General features: G+C 37.0%; 18 protein-coding genes. 9 read left to right on the forward strand and 9 right to left on the reverse strand.

Annotated elements, in window-relative coordinates:
- Positions 1-69 precede the first annotated feature (69 nt).
- On the reverse strand, positions 70-909 hold the full coding sequence (locus AC13CK_RS03895; RefSeq protein WP_227504918.1) for a hypothetical protein: 840 nt from the start codon (positions 907-909) through the stop codon (positions 70-72).
- Positions 910-1,109: 200 nt separating this feature from the next.
- Here AC13CK_RS03895 and AC13CK_RS03900 point away from each other — a divergent pair, with 200 nt between their 5' ends.
- Positions 1,110-1,760, forward strand: coding sequence for a hypothetical protein (locus AC13CK_RS03900; RefSeq protein ID WP_024160879.1), 651 nt, complete (start codon positions 1,110-1,112; stop codon positions 1,758-1,760).
- Entirely contained in the window at positions 1,736-2,527 is a 792-nt protein-coding gene (locus AC13CK_RS03905) for a TraX family protein (RefSeq protein WP_482830966.1), read from the forward strand. The genes AC13CK_RS03900 and AC13CK_RS03905 overlap by 25 nt, the downstream gene beginning before the upstream one ends.
- A 68-nt stretch (positions 2,528-2,595) precedes the next feature.
- On the opposite strand, the gene AC13CK_RS03910 is transcribed toward AC13CK_RS03905, so the two are convergent.
- From AC13CK_RS03910 to AC13CK_RS03925, 4 genes are all read right to left on the reverse strand, one after another.
- Positions 2,596-3,342: a hypothetical protein gene (locus AC13CK_RS03910; protein WP_024160733.1), complete on the reverse strand. Its 747-nt coding sequence runs from the start codon at positions 3,340-3,342 to the stop codon at positions 2,596-2,598.
- Positions 3,343-3,460: 118 nt separating this feature from the next.
- Entirely contained in the window at positions 3,461-4,201 is a 741-nt protein-coding gene (locus tag AC13CK_RS03915; protein ID WP_005006125.1) for a hypothetical protein, read from the reverse strand.
- A gap of 34 nt (positions 4,202-4,235) precedes the next feature.
- Positions 4,236-4,775 (reverse strand): hypothetical protein, encoded by a 540-nt coding sequence (locus AC13CK_RS03920; RefSeq protein ID WP_024160732.1) that lies wholly within the window; start codon positions 4,773-4,775, stop codon positions 4,236-4,238.
- A gap of 80 nt (positions 4,776-4,855) precedes the next feature.
- Positions 4,856-5,278, reverse strand: coding sequence for a hypothetical protein (locus AC13CK_RS03925; protein WP_005006133.1), 423 nt, complete (start codon positions 5,276-5,278; stop codon positions 4,856-4,858).
- 59 nt (positions 5,279-5,337) lie between these two features.
- Here AC13CK_RS03925 and AC13CK_RS03930 point away from each other — a divergent pair, with 59 nt between their 5' ends.
- The 6 genes from AC13CK_RS03930 to AC13CK_RS03955 all read left to right on the forward strand — a co-directional run bounded on the left by AC13CK_RS03930 (position 5,338) and on the right by AC13CK_RS03955 (position 12,325).
- A complete protein-coding gene (locus tag AC13CK_RS03930; protein WP_419286594.1) occupies positions 5,338-6,144 on the forward strand; it encodes a hypothetical protein in 807 nt (268 codons plus the stop codon).
- 1 nt (position 6,145) lies between these two features.
- Complete coding sequence (locus AC13CK_RS03935) at positions 6,146-7,009, forward strand: lytic transglycosylase domain-containing protein (protein ID WP_063454483.1); 864 nt, start codon at positions 6,146-6,148, stop codon at positions 7,007-7,009.
- Between the two features lie 85 nt (positions 7,010-7,094).
- A complete protein-coding gene (locus tag AC13CK_RS03940; protein ID WP_005006141.1) occupies positions 7,095-7,601 on the forward strand; it encodes a thermonuclease family protein in 507 nt (168 codons plus the stop codon).
- Position 7,602: 1 nt separating this feature from the next.
- Entirely contained in the window at positions 7,603-7,914 is a 312-nt protein-coding gene (locus AC13CK_RS03945; RefSeq protein ID WP_227553477.1) for a hypothetical protein, read from the forward strand.
- A 172-nt stretch (positions 7,915-8,086) separates the two neighbouring features.
- The gene (locus AC13CK_RS03950) at positions 8,087-9,622 is read left to right on the forward strand and encodes a site-specific DNA-methyltransferase (protein WP_024160885.1); all 1,536 of its coding nucleotides are present in this window, start codon (positions 8,087-8,089) and stop codon (positions 9,620-9,622) included.
- 15 nt (positions 9,623-9,637) lie between these two features.
- Positions 9,638-12,325: a DEAD/DEAH box helicase gene (locus tag AC13CK_RS03955; protein ID WP_024160726.1), complete on the forward strand. Its 2,688-nt coding sequence runs from the start codon at positions 9,638-9,640 to the stop codon at positions 12,323-12,325.
- Positions 12,326-12,377: 52 nt separating this feature from the next.
- On the opposite strand, the gene AC13CK_RS03960 is transcribed toward AC13CK_RS03955, so the two are convergent.
- A complete protein-coding gene (locus tag AC13CK_RS03960; protein ID WP_482830967.1) occupies positions 12,378-15,221 on the reverse strand; it encodes a primase/helicase family protein in 2,844 nt (947 codons plus the stop codon).
- Between the two features lie 265 nt (positions 15,222-15,486).
- Positions 15,487-16,404: a hypothetical protein gene (locus AC13CK_RS03965; protein ID WP_114190209.1), complete on the reverse strand. Its 918-nt coding sequence runs from the start codon at positions 16,402-16,404 to the stop codon at positions 15,487-15,489.
- A gap of 178 nt (positions 16,405-16,582) precedes the next feature.
- On the opposite strand from AC13CK_RS03965, the gene AC13CK_RS03970 reads away from it, so the two are divergent.
- Positions 16,583-17,245: a GIN domain-containing protein gene (locus tag AC13CK_RS03970; protein WP_482830969.1), complete on the forward strand. Its 663-nt coding sequence runs from the start codon at positions 16,583-16,585 to the stop codon at positions 17,243-17,245.
- Between the two features lie 144 nt (positions 17,246-17,389).
- Here the strand turns inward: AC13CK_RS03970 and AC13CK_RS03975 are convergent, their stop codons facing one another.
- On the reverse strand, positions 17,390-19,057 hold the full coding sequence (locus AC13CK_RS03975; protein WP_482830970.1) for a primase/helicase family protein: 1,668 nt from the start codon (positions 19,055-19,057) through the stop codon (positions 17,390-17,392).
- Positions 19,058-19,085: 28 nt separating this feature from the next.
- Positions 19,086-19,994: a hypothetical protein gene (locus tag AC13CK_RS03980; protein ID WP_482830971.1), complete on the reverse strand. Its 909-nt coding sequence runs from the start codon at positions 19,992-19,994 to the stop codon at positions 19,086-19,088.
- Positions 19,995-20,057: the final 63 nt, after the last annotated feature.

The following is a 20,057-nucleotide window of genomic DNA, read 5'->3' on the forward strand; positions in this document are numbered from 1 at the left end:
TCGTTAAAAGATCGCTATATTCTTCTTCCTTTTGATATAGCCTATGCACATAAACTACCATGGTGCTATTTATGAATATTGAAATGCTTTTGTGTATGTCCAACTTAAATTGACCAACAAATTAGGTTCTTTATCCAAAGCGAATAGATCTGAATAAACATTAAAGTTTTTACCCAAAAATGCATTGTGTAAGAAGTGAATAAGGTCTAGATCCACGTAGTTAACCGTAGACACAATCTTTAAGTATTCAGACAAAGCTTTAAACATCGGTGTTAGCTCTGCGATGGCACGGCTAAACCGCTGTTCTGATTTATGCTCTCTATATTTTTCAAAGCCATTTTTCAAAATCCTTTTGAGCTCTGCATCATCAAATGGAATATTTGAATAAAACTCACCAGTACTAAGATCTCCAAAATTAGACATAAAGTTATCAATCACGGGTAATTTACGTTCTAGAGATAAGCGCTGCGTTGATCTGATTAATTTAATGAATGAATAGAAAAACGGTAAGAAGCGTCTGTAGTAATCATAAATGACCTCTGCAAGCTTACGATCGCGAACATCAGCATTGATGGGTACACATTTAGGATATTGCGTAACAAAATTGGGTTTCTGCAGATAAATGGTTAGGTCCTTAAACACCTCAGCACCATTTAGGCGATTAGATTTAAGAAATGACCAATCTACCAAGTCATAATCTACTGCACGAATCTCTCTTAGATTTAATTCATCAAACTTAAAGTTGAGTAGGCGTAGGTAATCTACAAAATTAGCCAAGTACCATGGCTGAGTTTTATCGATGTTGTATTCAGGATGACTATCAATGTCCAAGTGATTTAATAAATTGGTCCACGACTGGTCAATTCCAGCCAAATTAACTTGTTTGTCTATTCGATCAGGGGTAAGCATAGTAATCCCAATTGTATATACTAATTCGTAAGAAATTAGATACATTGTATCAATAATTCCTAGAATAAATATTCTTTTAAATTTTTAACAATTCTAATTCGCCACACAACAAAAATGCTTATTTACTGAGCTAAAAACTTATATCCAATTAATTAAAACCCTATATAATTATTTTAATACTCTAATTCGAGTGAGTTGTTATGATTAGTGATCCAATCGAAATCGCAAAATTAAAACAAAGCATCTTAGATTTAAGAAACAATATTTTTCCTCCACAAAACCTTTTAACGGTTGATGGATTACCAATTTATTATGGTGAGAAAAAGTTTGTTGATGAATATCTTGCACAATGGATGGACTTTTATCAAAAAGCATTAGAACTTTCTAATCCTTTTGGTGATCCTATTGATTTGTCCGAAATAAATGAAATTCATTTGCCTGTGCATTTTAATTTGCCCGTGTTTGCTCGTAATGTCACTCGCATGATTTTAAATAAAACACTGGCCAAGGAATCTATTACTTTTCGTTCAAGTGCAGATCTGTTTGAGAAGTGCGGATACTTCAATCGTGAATATACGGATTTAATTTATGAGTACTTTGATCGTGATGAAGATAACGTATTGGTCGGGCATCGACCGTATAACGATATTCGTGCGTACTTGTTTTATGCCGGCGATGAAGAGCGTCATCGCACGAGATTTTATAACTCTGGCCTGGTGCTCGGTTATCCCGAAGGTTGGAATAGCATTGAGATCTTAGATAATCGTAACAACACCCGAAAACAGCGTAGTGATGCTTATACAAACCCTTTAGCGAAAAATAACACATGGTTCATCTACAAGAAGCTGTAATTAGCCAAAGCGCCGTGCGAGATCGCAATAGAGCCTTGGATCTATTGAAGTGGATTGCGATTGTGACCATGGTTATTGACCACGCATCAATATTATTTCCTCAATATAATCTGTTGTTGAGGACGATTGGCCGTTGGGCTTTTCCTATTTTTTGTATCATGCTTGCATTCAATTTGAACCAAGCTATTTCTAAAAAGAAAACCCATACATTAAAAAACTATTTTAAAAATTTGGCGTTGTTTTGTGTGCTATCAGAAGTACCGTATCAACTATTCAACCAAGAGCCATTTACAACTCTGAACGTCATGCCTACGTTGCTTTTAGGATTTTTGCTTGTTGTATTAGGGGAATCTAAACATAAATATGCAACGCTGCAGTTTGTCTCTCTGTTAGTCGTGATCACATTGCTATCTAATTTTATTATGTATAGCGTGTGGGGCGTTTTATTAATTGTATTCCTGTATTTATTCTTTAAAACAACCAACGTTCATTCTAAGAAATACTTTTTAATGATCAGCGTCTTGCTCACTTCATTGGCCAACATTTTCAACTGGTTGATTGGTGGCTACTATACGGATATGACTACATATTCTTTGGCACTCTCATTTGCTGTCAGTAGCGCCATTGCAACGTGTATTGGTGCACAATTCCTACTGAAAGGACAGCACATGAATTTACCTTTTGAATTACCGCCAGTGGGGAAGTGGGCGTACTGGTTCTATCCAGTACATCTCGTCATCATTTGGATTCTTTTTAAATTTGCATAATAAATTTAGGCATAAAAAAAGCACCAAAGTATTTATGACTAAGGTGCTTTTTTATTGCTTAATCAGCGTTATTCGCTAGATCCAGCATCTAAACCGAATGAGCTAATTTCTTGCTGTCTTTCTTGCTCAGCTGCTTGTTCTGGTGATGCTTGTGGAGTAGGTGCACCAGATTGGTTATTTTGTTGATCATATTGATTCAGCAATTGCTTTAATGCTTCAGGATCTTGAGCAATTTGATTCGCAATTTCTAATGTTGGGTCCTGTTGTTTTTTACCAGCAGCATAACCAAAAATAGCCAAACCAATGAAAGCAGCAAAGAAAGTGGCAAGTACGATCAGTACAAATTTACCAATAATGCTACCTTTGAAGCGTTCAAACCAAGTTTCATCTTCATAGTGGTAAGGTTGGTTAATGTTTTGGCAACCATAGCTAAATGCATCCATCCACGCATTACGAACCAATTGTTTAATTTGTTCTGTTTGCGGTAAATGACCTTTTTTAGCCACGTTTACTTTGATTTTTGGCTCTGCTAATACAAAACGTTTTTCTTCACCATTACCTAGTGTATTAACGAGCTCTACGGTACCAGAACAAGTGAAATAACGACCAACATCATTGTTTTCTAAAGTATCAAAACCACTGATTTGTATTGTTAACTCTTTAAGATCGGCATTCGGGATTTTTATATTTTTAGGTTGACGATTCAAATCTTCAGAATCCGTATCAACTGAGATTGTTAAAAGGTCATTGTTACTAAAAATTGAAACAAGAGGGTCGTGAGATAGAATGTCTTTTTGCTTCTTAATTAAACTCACAATGTATCACCAGTTAAAATAGAAATTAAAAGTATTATATTTTAAAAAAGGGTTTTAGTGATAGTTTATTTTATGTTTAACGTAAAAAAAGCCACTTTTAAGAAAGTGGCTTTTAGGTTTAAGGGAGATAGTTATTATTTATAAAATATTCCTTTTTAATTCTCTTAATCTCCATGCCTTTGTCTAAAAGCAATTTAAACTCATTAAAATCATCACGCATAAGCTTATGAACCTTTAATGATTTTTGACTCTTAGCTTTGATGGCACTGTTGTATTGTACTGCAGCAACCAGATCGTAATGCTTATTTAGATCCAAACCATAAAGTGATGTTAATTTTTCAGAAATATAATCAAATATAACGGTCAAACAGATGACCTTATTGTTAGTGTTAGTCAGTATCTCTTCTGGAAATTCATTATTTCCCGAAGCTGCACTGGCTAAACGTGCCCATTCTGTCATGGGTAGGGAACCATCTTCACCAATCACGTTGATTAAGTTGTTTAAAAAGATAAAGCGGTGATTAAAAAACTTCACTTTGCTTTTTTGCAAAATTCTAAATGTATAAACGTTTGCCCAATACACAACATAGTTTTTAATCTTTAGACCATTGATTGAGTCTTGCGTTAATAAATCTTCATTGGTGATGCCATGATATTGAGTTGCTTCTTCAGTGACTTGTTTTTTTGGCTTCCAGTAGCTCTCTTCAGCATTATAAAGATACTGAACCTGTTCTATTGATGATGTGCGGCACTTTTTAATACGCGTCAAAATAGACGACTTAATAATGTCAGGCACATCAACTGGATTCTTGACTTTGGCGGTAAATTCCAGTGTGAGGAAACATAATGGTGCTGGCATAGCTTGGCCTTTCTAATATCCCTTAATTTATAACTTAAAACGTTCTATTTTCTGAATTGATATTCGCGAAATAAGGAACTAATTGCTTTTCTCGGTCATGAATGTATGCAGTTGATGACATATCCAATACCGCACCTGGTACATAAGTTAGGTTTAGATTGATATTTTCACCGTTACCATCGATCAAGACGCCATTAAACCGCGCTTTGTCTGGATCTCCTTTTACAAATAGCTGTTGGCCAACATAACCGGACAAGCTATTGATATAGAGGTTTTTCATTTTTTCCGAAGATTGCAAAGCATTTATATAGAGAAGATCCATAATTTTTTCTTCTCCATTTTGATTTCTAATTTTTACTGTTTTTGGACCAACAACATCCACAATTGTAGCAATCCATAAGTCATGATGTTCAACTTCCCAACCATTGTAGCGACTTTCAATCCAATCGGGGCTTAAGAGTCTTGGCTTAAAGGGGTAGGAGTAGATTTTGAATATTAAGATCGAAACCACAATTATGATTGGTAAGCCAAAACATATTTTTATTTTATGTTTCTTAAAAGCACTGTTAAACATAACCGTATATACCAAAAAATTTAAAATCATTTTAACTTAAAATAATAAGTTTGTATTGGTTAAAACCATTGATATATCAATTATTCATCACTGTTATAGGTATAGCCATCATCACTACTGCGATCTTTACCTACTAATAATGCTTCAATACGCTTAGCTTCAGCTATTGTTCTGAGTGCATTTTCCTTTTTTTCTTGTCGTTCTGTATTTTCACGAATCGCTTCAAGAACCTCAGGAGATAAGGCGTTTTCAGGTTGTTGTTCTTGGGCTTCAGGCTCGGAAGCACTTGCTTCTTCAGCCTTTATAGGTTGGTCTTTTTTCTTAGGATCTACCAAGTCATAAAACACAAGTTCTTTTGATTCACTCGTTGCCGATTCGTCTAAAAACTTCTGTTCTTGACCTTTTAATGGATCTTGTTCATTTGGAGTATTAGAGTTATTACAGGCACTTAAAAGGGTGGAAATTAAAATAACCGTTGCGAAAATAAAAAGGGTTTTAGACACGTTGAAAATCCTTTAATATAATAACGTATTCTACATAATAAAAGTCCGTAGGTAAAAGTATGTCTTCAGATAAAAATAGTTCTGATAGTGCTCCACAAAAGGTAAATATTACCAATGAGGTTTTAGATGAAGCTGCCATTAAACAGGCAATTGAAGCTAGTCAACCCCGTAAATCAGGTATTTTAAAGCGAGTCTTTTTTGATTTCGGGCGTAAAAGCCACTGGAGTTCAGCTAGAAAAGGGTTTTTACCGCATTTATCTAATATTAGATCAATGCTGTCTCCAACATGCCCCGAATGCGGTAAATCGATTTTAATGCATGACAACAGGATTCCACGTTCTTATAAAGGCAACGTGAATTGGGTATGTGCACACCCTTTATGTGAATATGAAATTGTCGCACCTAACAATTTTAAACAACTGAAAAGACTCATTGCTAATACTCACTACCCAAGAGGGCAAGAACGTTTAGCTTCAATGAGTAATGATGAAATAGACAAGCTTGTTAAAAACCATCAATTTTCGTCTTATTTGTATTTAGCATTATCTATGTTTACAGGCTTGTACGTAGTTTATATGTTCTTTAAAGCGCTATATCCAATGCTTGTTGTACCAGGTGTATTATTGGTGTTTTATCTATACATGGTTAGCATCAATTCAGCTTATCGTGCGTGGCAAGTCCGTACTGGTCTTTTATTTTTACCGAATGCGCCATTCTTGGCATGGTTCCGCTATGCGCCAAAAAAATATAGCTTATCGTGGTATGACGGCAAAAACCCATTGCCAGTTGAAACACTGAATAAGTTAGCTGACCGTAAACAGCACCTAATCGACAATTTCAACAACAACGATAAAGGTGCTGATTAATATGCTGTTAAAACCAACGCTATTTGCGACTCTATTAGGATCAAGCGTTGCTTATGCTCAATTGCCTCAAAGTTCTGAGGCTCTAGGTGCATATGCAAACCATGTCAATTCTAATGGATCAAGTACACCATATCGACCATTTCAGGTCATGACCAACACTCAGCAAGAAACGGCGCCAGCAAAGCCAAGAGGATTTACGAGTCGTTACCTGGGCGTGAAGTACACACCGCAAAAAACTGAAGAAACTCCGACTAGCACTGAGCGCACGGCAGTTGCACAAAATGGACCACAACCTAGTGGCCAGCAAGCACCAGCACCACAACAACAACCCGTTCGCCAGAATATCCGTCCTGTTTCTTATACCTATCCAACTACGCAATACAATCAATACAACCAAGCGAGTGCATCTTACGATCAAACCGTACCGGGTAGAGTTGCTACTTTGAGTTGTGTTATTCATGCTGCGCGGTCAGAAGGTGTTCCGCTGTATGTTTTATTGGGTATACATAGCAAAGAGCGTGGTACCAATGGACAAACAGCGCAAAACAAAAACCGTTCATTGGATATGGGGCAATTCCAAATCAATTCCATGCACTTTAAACGTGGCGGTATGTTTGAAAATTATAACAGCCATTATGTGCGTACTGATGGATGTCTGAATGCGCGACTTGCAGCCAAGATCTTGCGAAATCGATTAACCACAAAACCGTCAACCGATTTTTGGGTTAGAGCAGCTGCTTACCACTCATGGACGCCATCTTTTAATGCGATATATCGCAATGGCACGACAAAACAACCTGGTTTAGTTGCGTATGCACTTCAATGGAAAAAATGGCTTGAGAGAAAGGGGATAAATCCTAACTAATCAGCTGAATATATTTTTTAAGAAAAAAATTGCAGTTACGTAATGCGATATAATTCACCTATTCTTTACCCACTAAGGATTCAAAATGAACCTTAATACAACTTTAAAAAGTTTAGCTTTAACCTTATCCATGTCTGTTGTTGCTACTGCAGCTCAAGCCGATTTTGTTGGCAAAGTTGTACGTATTTCTGACGGCGACACTATCACCGTTTTAAACAACAACAATGAGCAGATCCGTGTTCGCTTCAACCAGATTGATGCACCAGAAAAAAGTCAAGCTTTTGGTCAGAAATCGCGTCAGAACATCAGTTTCTTGCATGAAACGATTGTGTATGTGCAAGAAAATAGTAAGGACCGCTACGGTCGTACTCTTGGTACCATTTTTCAGATGCGTACAAACCAAGTGCCTAACTTAAACATCGTGAATAGTGTTAACTATAAGCAAGTTAAAGATGGCTATGCATGGGCTTATCGTGAATATCTCAAAGATAAAATTATTTTGAGTGCTGAAAGCAACGCACGTTCTCAACGCCTTGGTTTATGGGCTGATCCAAACCCTGTTTATCCAAGCCAGTACCGTCACAATAAGTAATATGATGAACGGTGAATTAAATACCGCTAAAGCAGTAGCGGTATTAAATAAATATGTACTGCAACAACAATGTGGTAATCGTATGGAACTGCAGTTCTTCAGTGAAGAACTGCAAGCTCAGATTGAAGCTCTCAGCTTGGCTTCTGTACAAAATGAGTTGGTTACTCAGTTGGCAAATTTGGGAAAATGTCTTTGTGATGAAAAGTTGGTGAATTGTTCAGCCAACGCAAATTACTCAGAAGTGGCAATAGATTTCCTTGAAATGCACTTAGAGTCGCTGGAAGGGCGACAGTTCAAAGAAGGTTTTATATGACATCTATTGTCATATCCACGGAATCCAATTAATCACCAAAACAGAACAAGCCACTAAGCTATTTAGTGGTTTTCAATGGGTTAAATTAAATATTTTCATCATTCTTATAGATATAAAATAAATAAATAGTTGATAATAGGTTATTAACTTTAAACCTATAATTGTGATTTTTATGCCTTTACTCGATTGGGTTAATCGTAACCAAGCCGAAGAAACAGCAAGCCAAGTTCCATTCCATCTCTTAAAATTCCAGAAATCATTTGGTGATACCGATACAGCCAAAGAAAACCTTATTATTCAGGGTGATAATCTACAAATCTTAAAATCTTTACTACCTTTATATGGCGGTAAGGTTAAATGTGTTTTTATTGATCCACCGTATAACAGTCAATCAGCTTTTGAGCACTATGATGATAAATTAGAACACGCTCAATGGCTTACAATGATGTATCCACGTTTGCAATTACTAAAAGAGCTTTTAACTGAAGATGGTTCTATTTGGATTACTCTTGATGATAACGAATCACATTATTTAAAGGTCATGTGTGACGAAATCTTTGGAAGAAAAAACTTTGTAGCAAACATCGTATGGCAAAAAAGATATTCGAGAGAAAACCGTGAAGCTATTGGAGATGCTCACGACCACTTGCTTGTATATGCTAAAAACTCAATGGAGTTTAAAAAAGTTCGTAATCTAGTTCCTATGAATGAAACGCAAGCAAAAGTATATAAAAACCCAAATAATGATCCTAAAGGCAGATGGCGTGGTATTCCAATGACAGCGCAAGCTGGACATGCTACACCAGAGCAATTTTATGAAATTGTGAGCCCATCAGGTAAATCTTTCAGACCTCCAGAGGGAAGGTGTTGGGGTGTTTCAAGAGCAACATATGATAGATTGTTAGAAGAAGGGCGAATATATTTTGGTAAAAATGGTGATTCACAACCTAATATTATTAGATACTTATCTGAAGTTAAAGGTGTAGTGCCTTGGACTTGGTGGAACCATGAAGATCATGGACATACCGATGAGGCAAAAAAAGAAAGTCAACTTTTGTATGGAAAAGATGAAACATTCTCTAGCCCAAAACCTGAAAGATTGATGGAAAAAATACTCTATATTGCGACAAATAAAGGGGATATGGTTCTTGATTCATTTTTAGGTTCAGCGACTACCGCCGCTGTAGCTCACAAAATGGAAAGACACTACATTGGTATCGAAATGGGTGATCATGCTCAAACTCACGTTATCCCGCGTTTAGAAAAAGTCATTGAAGGTGAGCAAGGTGGCATATCTAAATCCGTGGAGTGGCAAGGTGGTGGAGGTTTTAGTTTTTATAAACTAGGCAACGCCGTTTTTGATGATCAGGGATTTTTAAATTCTGATGTTAAGTTTATGGACCTAGCTAGTTATATTTGGTGGCTCGAAACTAAATCAGCATTCAATAGTGCTGTAAGCCTTGAGAGTCCATTCTTAGGTGTTCATGACGGCGTATCTTATTTCTTACTATATAACGGCATTTTAGGTGATAGACGGCCTAATAGTGGGAATGTACTCACACATTCTATATTAAACTTCCTCAATGATTGCCATACCAGTGAAGGTAAGCGTGTGATTATTGGTGAAGCATCACGACTAGGTAAAACCAAATTAGATGAATTAAATATTGAGTTTAAACAGATTCCATATTCGTTATATGGCAATTAATAAGTAAGGTTCCTCATGACTTTTCAATTAAAAAACTATCAAAGCCAGTCTTTACAATCTTTAGAGAACTACCTAACTTTAGCTGCCTCATTAGGTGCTGAAAAAGCTTTTAATAAGTGTGTCGGTGAAGACATTAAATATAATGATCGCTTAGATGGAATTCCTAGTGTATGTCTACGCGTACCAACTGGAGGGGGTAAAACCGTACTTGCTTCACATAGTATTGCGATTGCTGCGCGTAACTACGTAAATACAGATTCTCCAATTGTACTATGGCTTGTACCAACAGATATGATTCGCCAACAAACACTTTTGGCGTTATCTGATGCTACACATCCATATAGAAAAGCATTACAAGGGTATTACGGCGATCGCATCAAAGTATGTGACATTGAAAGTCTACAAACTTTGAACAAGCATGATGTGAATCAATCATGCATTGTGATTGTGACAACGATTCAAGCGTTCAATATCGACAAGGAAAAGACTTATCAACGCAATGCTTATGCATTTGATGAATCATTAAGTGAACATTTTACGAGCCTTACTGACTTCCAAACTGAAGGCATGGATCGAGTATCAGAAGATACTTTGAAATATCAAACATTTCTAACGCAACGTGATATAGGCCGTGTAAAGCATTCCTTGGTTAACTTTTTTCATTTACATAGACCGATCATCATTGTCGATGAAGCTCATAAGAACCGGGGTGGTAAAACGTTTTTTACTACATTAAAAACGTTGAATCCAAGTTGTTTGATTGAGCTTACAGCTACTCCAAAAGACAATAATGTGCTTTATTCAGTATCGGCAGCAGAATTAAAATCAGAAGAGATGATTAAACTTCCTGTAGTTCTGACTGAACATACTGGTAGTTGGCAAGATTGTATTCGCGATGCGCTAATACAACGCCAGAAACTAGAAGTACTGGCACAAAATGAAAGGGAATATATCCGACCAATATTGCTGATACAAGCTCAGGATAAAAATGGTGATGCTAATGTAAATGTTGTTAAAGAACATTTATTAAGTGAATATGAAAATATTACTAACGACTGGATTGCTATTTCTACTGGTGGTACCAAAGAGCTTGAAGATGAAAATCTATTTAGCCCTAAAAGCAAAGTCAAGATTGTAATCACTGTAGAGGCATTAAAGGAAGGTTGGGATTGTTCTTTTGCATACGTGTTAGCAAGTTTGCAAAACATAAATTCTGCAACTGATGTTGAGCAATTATTAGGCCGTGTTTTACGGATGCCATACGCTAAACTGCGTCAAAATGACGAGTTAAATAAAGCGTATGCTCATGTCATTTCGAGTTCTATTGCACAAGCTACGATGTTACTTAAAGATCGCATGATTCAAAATATGGGGTTTGAGAAGTGGGAGGCTGATGCAACAATTGTCGCTAAACCTCAGTACAATCTTGGGCTTGGAGGCGATGGTACAGCAACGAAACAAAAGATCCCTGAAACTATGATCTCTGTCCCGTTTGAAGTAAAGCCAGAAACCCTATCCGAAGAACTTAAGCAAGCAATTCAGACAAGAGAAAATAGCCAAGGTACCTCTTTGATTATCAATAAAGGTACGACTAATGAAACTTTTGATAAGATTGAAAAGGCCGTAATTGATCAGACTCCGCCTAAACAACTTGAAAAGGTTCAGGAAGTCTTTAATGAAGCTCGTGCTGAACGCCAGGCATATCAAGCACCTGAAAACTGGAATGCTTCTTTCGCATCAATTCCACAACTAGGTTTGTTCGTGGATGGTATGTGGCAAATTGCAGATAAAGAAACAATAGAAGACTCTATAGAATGGAATCTATTAGATTTCCCTATACAACTTGAAGGTTTTTCTATCAAAGAAACCGTCAATAGTTTTGAGATTGATCTTAATATAGATGAACAAAAACTCAATTATGCGTTACTTCAGAATCAACAAGCTCAATTTTCTAATATGCCGACTCTGGTTACTGAAACCGATCTTATTAATTGGCTTGATCGCAAAGTAAGTAGACAAGGGGTAACGCAAGTTCAGCTAAGAGCATATTTAACAAAACTGTTAAGTTATTTGCTTCACGTAAAAAACTTTACTCTTACACAATTACATCGTGCTCAGTTCCAACTATCCCTAGCCATCACAAAAGAATTGGATCGGTTATTTGAGTTGGCGCGTCAACAGGCTTTCCAAGGCGATTTGTTTAGTCAATTCCAAGTGGCCAATCAGCCTCAACCTGAAAATACATTTAAGTTTGAGCCAGGCAAGTATCCTGTAAAGAAACCTTATCGTGGTGGATGCAAGTTTGAAAAACACTTCTATGCTCAAATTGACGACCTAAGAGAAAAAACTGAAGGTGGTAGCCTTTCGGAAGAGTTTCGATGTGCTCAACTACTTGAATGGCACTCTCGAGTAAAATATTGGGTCCGAAATATACCGAAACAGCCACAAACATCATTTTGGTTGCCTACTGGTAAGGACTATTTTTATCCAGACTTTGTTGCTGAGTTGGATGATGGATCTATATTCGTTCTTGAGTATAAAGGTAGTCACTTAGATAGTGCCGATGATGCGAGAGTTAAAGATGCTATTGGTAGACAGTGGGCTAAAGATAGCCAGGGTAAGCGTATTTTTCTTATGGCGACAAAACTAGATAAAAACGGACGTAGTTTGGAAGATCAAATTAACCATGCTTTAGCAAGATAGATATATACCCACTAAAAAAGCCCCGATATTCGGGGCTTTTTCATATCTGCTTTTACATATCGAACGACTGTCCACGTTCGTTAGTTTTGTTTAAATTCTGCGGTTCTATACCATACAGCTTTAGACCATCACCTAGAACGAGATCATCTACACGCTTTTCAAAACGAGTAAAGAAATCGTTCAGTCTTTGGAAGACTGGTGGTTCATCTAATAGTTTGGCCATGTTGTTTAATGTTTTACTTAGACCGTTCACAAGATTGAACTTTTGTTGACGGTCCAAAGACAAGCTGTTCGATGTATCTAAAAGGGTGGTGAGGCTTTCTTGAACCTTTTGATAGTTTTGATCATTGGTTACATTACTGACAATCAAATGCACTACTTTGTTTTTGATCTTCAATGTATCCAGATTCAATTGATCAAATGCAATGGTCCTATCAGTAAGATTTTCTCTAAATGTTTTGAGATTCTGCCACTCTGGATGTGCAGCCTCTAAATCAGATAAAACTTTCATGATTGACGCACGGTATTCGCTATCAGACGCACTAATCACAAAAAGTTCAGGATACGACCGCTTCTTAGAAACTTCTTCCTGAGCTTTATTGAGCTTATCTTCAGCGACAGCAATTGAACCCTCAACATCGGCATTACTAATACCAGCTTCATGAATTAACTTTCTAGCTTTATACATTTCTGCTGAATGAAGCCAAAAAGCGGTAAAGATAGCTGACTTAGCGTAGCTTTGATGATCGATACCTTGCTGAAGGTTTTGTTCGGGAATGGTCGAACGATCCACACTCTGCAATTTAACTGTATCTTTGTTGATGTCCTTGGATACATCAATATGTACTTTGGTATTTTGCATGCTATCCATACTTGGGTTTGTGCTAGTGGTTGGTTCTTTGGCACCCATTTTCTCGAATTCAATATCACCGGCTTTAATCTTTTGATGGCCATCTGCAGTAGCGACAACTTTCAAAACATCATTTTGAACTTTGGTGACATCAATTTCAGAAAGGATCTCCATGTAAGACTTAATGCCCTCAAGAGTCATGACGGGCGAAGATACGGGTGCCGTAGCGGTTGGAGTTGATTTATCATCAAATGCTTTATCAAATGACGGCGGTTGGTACTTTGGTTTTGCATAGGATTTCGTGCTACCTGTACCAGCTGGTCCATCATAGTTAGCTTTTGATAGATCTTGTTTACGCTTTTCAATATTTGCGTTGTAATTTTCAATATTTGCTTGGTTTTTAGCTCGTATGTTCTGCAATTCCAGATATTTTTCATCTGATTGTGCAATCACAATGCCGTAATTCGGTTGGTATTCTTTATTAGGGAACTTGGCTGCATAAGCTTCGCGTTGACGGTTGTAGCGGTTAATTGCATACGCAACTTCAGGGATCTTGTTGTCTATACGTTTGACGGCGTTATTTAGTTCTTTTGCCAACTCTGCAGCTAAACGTTCAACACCTAAATATTGACGAGCATCATCCCAATCAGAAACAGATAATTTATTTTGGAAAACTGGGGGCAGGGTGATACGTGTTTTTTCATGTTTGCTCACATCACCTAACACACCACTTAATGAAAAGTTGTGACAAGCTTCTTGTAAGCCAGGATTCAAACCAGACTCAAGCGTTTGGCCAGCATCGTTATCATAACCAACAAATATATTGGCTTCAGGATTGATGCTGCGGATAAGCTCAGCAACACTTGAGATATTGGATTTACTGTATGACGCTAAAACTTGTGTGTTTTCTGCAGTAAAACCCTCACCCAATAAACCAAGCTCTAAACCGGCATCCAACGCCTTACGTGCGCTGATCGCTGTTGCCCAACCCTCCTTGATCAAATAGTTCTTTGCATTCGGGTTAAAGACTTCATAGCCAACATCAGGATTTTTGCTAACAGGCAAGAATGCATCTTTCGTTTTGGCTTTATCAAAAAAGTACTTGCCCTTATGCAGTACTTCTTCAAGCTTGTTGGTTTCTTTGTTGCGCTTTTTTTGGCGATGGTGGGTGATACGCTGTAAATTGACGACTTTGTTATTGGTGTCAATTAACGGTGCAAGAATGACAGCTCTGCTTTTACGTAAATCAAAGCCTTTTTTCTTTTCGCCCTCAAGCTCAGGTTCAAAGTTGATGAAATGCTTTTGATACGCTAATACATTCTCTACTGTTTCAACGAGAAGCTGTTGATTGGTAGCTGATTCAGGAAGTTCACGCTTTACTGCTTCAATGGCTTCATCACGGGTAAAGTTATCTTTACGCATGATTTTAGCGCCGTATGGCTCTAGGTTCTTTTCAACCATATACGGCATTTGTCGAATGTCGCGTTTAAAGGTCTGAAGGCTTCCAGTTTTATTATTAAAAAATGAATCGTCAATAACTTTACCAGCACGTTGCCACTCAATACGGATAGCGATTTGTGCAGCTAAGAGCTCTTTTTCTTGTTGAAGTAGATGCTTCTTTTGAGCTTCTTCAAACTCACGTACACGGCGATCAACATCTTCTTTGCTTGGTGGTTTGTAGTTAGGGTTTGAATCTCGTTGAGGCTTGATTACGTTCTTATAGTGGTCAGCAAAAGCAATTGAGATTTCAATGTCAGTTACACCAAAGCGGTGTCCTTTGAGCACTGGCCAGTATTCACCAGTATCACGGTTCATGTTTGGATAGATCCAATACATCCCTCGTGGTTTGACATTGTTGCTACTTGATTTACTAGGGTTATCTGATTCGGTGAGGCAAGGCACTTTTTCATCAAATACGGTCACGAATTGATATTTACCAGATGACTTGAATACGAATCCGTAGTTTCGCTCCAGTTCTTCTTGGAAAAACTGAAACATCGTATTTAAATCACAATTATGTCGGGCGCTCGGTACTTTCTCAGCCATAACAATTCCAATTTCTAATATATATTCAGGTGCAATGTGCTACCCAGGTTGCATAGGACTATTAATCATATGCTTAAGAAAATTTATACTTTTAGTATATACCGATTCTAAAAACATTTCTGTTTAATCTTTAATATAAGCTATGTCTAATAAAGGTTTAAAGAAAAATTAAAAGCTTTAATTTATTATTTTAATTTAGAAAAATAAATACCATTTCGATAATACATAAAGAAGATCCCTCGGGATCTTCTTTTTAGTGCATTTTTTAGTAATTACACTTAAACCAATTTGCTTTACTGTCCCAAACCGTTCTACCAGCTTCAAGTGGGATCTGGTTGTACAACACATCACTTCCAGCTGAGATTCCATTTTGGGTATTTAAAAAGCCTTTGATATTGATTTTGATATTTTTCTGATCGTTAGAAAAGCCTTCTACACTTGCGATAACCGTACCATTGGTCTGCTTAAAATTAGGTTGCCCAAATACGTATATACCGGTAAAAGCAGACAATACTGTTTCATTGCAGATAGTTTTACCTATGTCTTTTGTTGTAGGGGCATTTGCAGCTATAAATCTATTTTTTGCATTAATTTGAGCTTGTTCCTGGCGTAGACGCTCATTTTCTTGACGTAATCGCTCATTATATTTTCTCTTGTCTTGTTCAAGTTCTTCTTGTCTATGAACGTTGTAATAATCAATATGACCTTTAAGTGAAGATCGATCAACAACCTTTGTTTTTAGCGAAATGATGTCTAGATTTTTGTTAGTACCACCGTATCGGCTTGATAATGGTTCAATACTTACATACCAGGGTGAACTTACATTACATTCAAAAATACCAATGTGAGGTGCGAGTTCTGACCCGATAGTCTTAGGAGATGGGTTATTACGTTTATCTAAATAGGCATATGTAGAACGTTGAATTTGTCTCAACGATCCATTCTGGCTTTTACATAAATTATTCATGTATGAATGGGGTAAAAGAGCTTCTTTATATCCAGTAAGCATATAGTCTTTACCGGTCCCAGCTTTCCCATTTAGGTTTTTGGAATTAATTATGTTCTCAGGGGTCTGATATTTCAGCATTTGATTTGGCGTAATTTCATCCGGTTGAGGCAGAATGGAACAACCAACAAGAGGTAGAAGAATAGCTGAGCTTAGTACTAACTTAATATTTTTCATGATCTAAAAATTATCCTGGTAAAACTAAAGTTGATTATTATTTAAAAGCAGTATCTTTTACTGCTTAAATATCTGTATTTTACTGTTTATACTTAATAAAACCTATGAATTATTGTTCTTAGGTTATGAATGACCACTTATTTAGGGTTAAATTACTTTTAATAATTTGAGGCTTTATATGTCAAAACATATTTTTTCGGGTTCTGTTGTAATCAATGGCAACGGCAATGTCTACAGTTCAGGTTCCAACTATCAAATCGTTGGAAGTGGCAAACCAGTGACTAAGCAAGTACCTGTAAACCCATTTAACGAAATCTGTATGAAAGGTCCAATGAGTCTGAAGTTTTTTGCTTCAAGTGTTTCTAAAATGGAAATTACTGCAGACGACAATATTGTAAATCTTATTAGTGCGACTTTTCAGGGTGGTGTATTGGTTTTAGCTATTCAGGACAATGTAAGTTTTAGTACTTGTTCACCGTTAGAAGTATCGATCAGTCACCCAAATTTAAAAGCTATTGATTTAAAAGGTTCAGGCAATATTCAGGTCTTAAATCTTAATGAAGATAAATTCACAGCAAGTATTAGTGGATCTGGAAATATGGATTTAGACGGTACCGTTGAACACTGTGTCTTATCTTTGAGAGGTTCAGGCAATTTTGATGCATTACCATTGAAAAGCAACAATTTAGAAGTGGCACTATCTGGTTCAGGCAATATCTTTTGTACAGCTATCAATTCTGCTCAAGTACAGCTTTCAGGCTCAGGCAACGTTAAAGTTTATGGCAAACCAATCCATAAGTCACAAAACCGAACTGGTTCAGGAAACATTAGTTTTAAATAGGTCGATAAACCTAGTTATAAGTCACAAAACCGAACTAGATCAGGAAACATTTGTCTTAAGTAGGTCGATAAACCTAGTGCAATGAAAGTTTAGAGAAAAACAAACCCCAAAAGTTTGCTACCTTTGGGGGTTTATGTTTGACATTCAAATTATCGAAATAAAAATATTATTAATGAAGTTTTCGGACCATTCAGGATCGTTCGATTTACTCACAATATCTTTGAGCCAAACCTTTAATGATTCAATTGGATAATCTGCATTTTTGTATAAATTAATCACGGCGATAATCTGTTGATTCAGTGCTGTTGTTGAATCATTACGTGCGATCATTTCTACAAGTTTTGTGTAGGTCTGAAGGAGTTCTGGTTCTTCAGCTCCAGTGACTTTACGGGGTTGCTTGCTAATCTGGCCAAGAATCTCAATAAATTGTTCTTTGACCAGCTCAATCGGGTGGATCTGACTAAATCCCTGTTGAGTCAGTAAGGCGTATGCGCGTAAAACCAAGCTAAACCAATTCTTTTTGGTCATGCTATCAGGATAGAGGCCTATATCATCCAACTGTTGTTTGATGCCAAAGAATAGGGCACTGATAGAGTAGTTCGGGTTAACCGTGCTTTGAATTGCAGTCGTCCACACGGCATTTTGCATTTTATGACGTATAACATCACGCGTGTAATCAACGCCGTATAAACATTTAAAATCGTTCCAGTCACTTAGATCTAACTGTTCTTCAGTAAATTCAGGTCCAATCATGGCTGCGTTTACAGCTCGGCATGCTTCTGTTGCGTAATAGATACCGGGATTGCGCTTAATTTTGCTTTCTAATGCTGTTTTATGGTCATTATCATTGAAGATATAGAAGCGTGAAAACGGGAATTCGGCACGGAAATCACGTACTACATTCATGATGTTGCCAGCCACGTACACGACAATGACTGGAATAGAGTATTGAATTGATTCTGCAATTGCTTCACCAGTGGCGTAGCCCTCACAAAAGATTATCCGATCTTGGTTCCATGCATCCAATGGATCTTTAAATAAGATTTTGAAAGCGCCGTTTGCAAGTACACCACGTAATGTAAACTTATCTTCACCACGCTTGTTTTTATGTTCAGCGATGGTCTGAAGGAAAATGATTTGATTTTTGAGGTTTTGCCCCTCAACTAAAAGCTTGTTCTGACGTAGCGACTGTTGATCTAGATCTGGTTGCAGATCAATAATACGGTTCAGAATAATGGTGCTGTTCTTGTGTTGAGGGTAGTACTGGCTGACATAATCAATCAGCTCATTTTTAGTGAAGTTGCTTGGATTGTACAATCTAGCATGACTGAAGCTAATCTGCTTTTTCACATTGTAGTTGTGTGGACGGTTTGGCAAGGGTAGGCTTCTGGCCCATTCAAAACCCATATAGATTTGAGCCAATATCTCTTGGTCTTTTTTGTTCTTCTCAGCACTTTTGCATGAGCTTAAGAAGCGTTTAAGATCTTCTTCTTGCTGTTCCTTGGTATATACGGTATCACCAGGTTGCAGATCCATTTCTTGAATGTATTCATACAAGCTGTAAGTGAAGTTTGCACCGCCAGCATGAAACCAACCATAAGACATACGTGCGTTATCTAGATCTACAAGATACCAGGCCGTTTTTTTCTTATTTTTTGTGGCGTCATTGTGGTGATTGGTTCTGAGGTAAATACGTTTAGAGCTTCGTTCAAGCTGAAAGTCACTCTCACGATCAAATACAATGCCCTCATTTTCAAGATGCGATCTAAATATTTTAGATAGCGTACCAATATCGATACCATACTTGATCATGAGGGGGTTCATAAATAAAGAAACTCACTTATAAATATTTTATAACCAGCGGTTGAGCGACTACATATTTTGATGGGTTGTTGGTTTGCAACGTAATTTCGTGAGCGTAATGCCATGCCTTAGTGATACGGTTTAGGATGACACTTTCAAGGTCGTCTTCTAAGAATTCGTAAAGATTAAATCGCACGTTGTTTAAGATCAGTTTTTTATAACCTTTCACAAGGGTATTTAAAAAATTCTGAGATTGGCCCATAAAGGCGTTAACGTCAGCATCATAACTTATTGTGTTATTAACGACTGCATTATAAAAGTACTGCTCAGAATCAATTTTAATAATATGCATCTGTTCTAAGAATGACTCTAAATAAGCTGGATGCATATTTTTACTTAAAAACTTACAGATCCGCTTATTCTTGTTGTCGTTAAAATAGATGTATTTAGAGGTTAGCTCAGTATTAATCACTGTGACATATTCGCCGTCCACACGAAACTTCACGGTATTATTGTTGGTGAACTGCAGCATTAATTCTGTGAAGATATAGCTATCTAACGTTTTTTCATGCTTAAACGTCTGCTTGTCCAAGAAATTACTGTTGTACTGAAGATCTGCAACATTGGCATAGCTTTGAACGAATTGAGCGATGTCATTGTACATGTTTTGGGTGTCGAGATCCGATACTTCAGTTGAAACCGATTGAAAGGCACTATTTTTATAAAGATGACCTAATAATTCTGTTTGATGGTAGTTTTCAGGTTTAACTTTCAAGCCGATTGTAAACTCGTCTTGCTCATAATTCCCTTTAATTAGATTGCTTAAGTAACTTTCAGCTTCTTGAAAAGATACGTTTCCAAGGTTGTCTAAAAATGATTTTAAGGAAGTGCCATCTAATCGTACCGCAACATGAGATATAAATGATGGATCGAACTCGAAACGCATAATACTTCATTGATTGAAATGGGTATTAAAAGTATATAACAGGTATAAGGAAAAAAGAATGAA

This window comes from Acinetobacter sp. L-24 (assembly GCF_056857555.1).

What these genes read in the sequence shown, in the direction of transcription:
- AC13CK_RS03895 (WP_227504918.1), bottom strand. Translation starts at nt 909, where the DNA reads ATGCTTACCCCTGATCGAATAGACAAACAAGTTAATTTGGCTGGAATT.
- AC13CK_RS03900 (WP_024160879.1), top strand. Translation starts at nt 1,110, where the DNA reads ATGATTAGTGATCCAATCGAAATCGCAAAATTAAAACAAAGCATCTTA.
- AC13CK_RS03905 (WP_482830966.1), top strand. Translation starts at nt 1,736, where the DNA reads ATGGTTCATCTACAAGAAGCTGTAATTAGCCAAAGCGCCGTGCGAGAT.
- AC13CK_RS03915 (WP_005006125.1), bottom strand. Translation starts at nt 4,201, where the DNA reads ATGCCAGCACCATTATGTTTCCTCACACTGGAATTTACCGCCAAAGTC.
- AC13CK_RS03920 (WP_024160732.1), bottom strand. Translation starts at nt 4,775, where the DNA reads ATGTTTAACAGTGCTTTTAAGAAACATAAAATAAAAATATGTTTTGGC.
- AC13CK_RS03930 (WP_419286594.1), top strand. Translation starts at nt 5,338, where the DNA reads ATGTCTTCAGATAAAAATAGTTCTGATAGTGCTCCACAAAAGGTAAAT.
- AC13CK_RS03935 (WP_063454483.1), top strand. Translation starts at nt 6,146, where the DNA reads ATGCTGTTAAAACCAACGCTATTTGCGACTCTATTAGGATCAAGCGTT.
- AC13CK_RS03940 (WP_005006141.1), top strand. Translation starts at nt 7,095, where the DNA reads ATGAACCTTAATACAACTTTAAAAAGTTTAGCTTTAACCTTATCCATG.
- AC13CK_RS03945 (WP_227553477.1), top strand. Translation starts at nt 7,603, where the DNA reads ATGATGAACGGTGAATTAAATACCGCTAAAGCAGTAGCGGTATTAAAT.
- AC13CK_RS03950 (WP_024160885.1), top strand. Translation starts at nt 8,087, where the DNA reads ATGCCTTTACTCGATTGGGTTAATCGTAACCAAGCCGAAGAAACAGCA.
- AC13CK_RS03955 (WP_024160726.1), top strand. Translation starts at nt 9,638, where the DNA reads ATGACTTTTCAATTAAAAAACTATCAAAGCCAGTCTTTACAATCTTTA.
- AC13CK_RS03960 (WP_482830967.1), bottom strand. Translation starts at nt 15,221, where the DNA reads ATGGCTGAGAAAGTACCGAGCGCCCGACATAATTGTGATTTAAATACG.
- AC13CK_RS03965 (WP_114190209.1), bottom strand. Translation starts at nt 16,404, where the DNA reads ATGAAAAATATTAAGTTAGTACTAAGCTCAGCTATTCTTCTACCTCTT.
- AC13CK_RS03970 (WP_482830969.1), top strand. Translation starts at nt 16,583, where the DNA reads ATGTCAAAACATATTTTTTCGGGTTCTGTTGTAATCAATGGCAACGGC.
- AC13CK_RS03975 (WP_482830970.1), bottom strand. Translation starts at nt 19,057, where the DNA reads ATGATCAAGTATGGTATCGATATTGGTACGCTATCTAAAATATTTAGA.
- AC13CK_RS03980 (WP_482830971.1), bottom strand. Translation starts at nt 19,994, where the DNA reads ATGCGTTTCGAGTTCGATCCATCATTTATATCTCATGTTGCGGTACGA.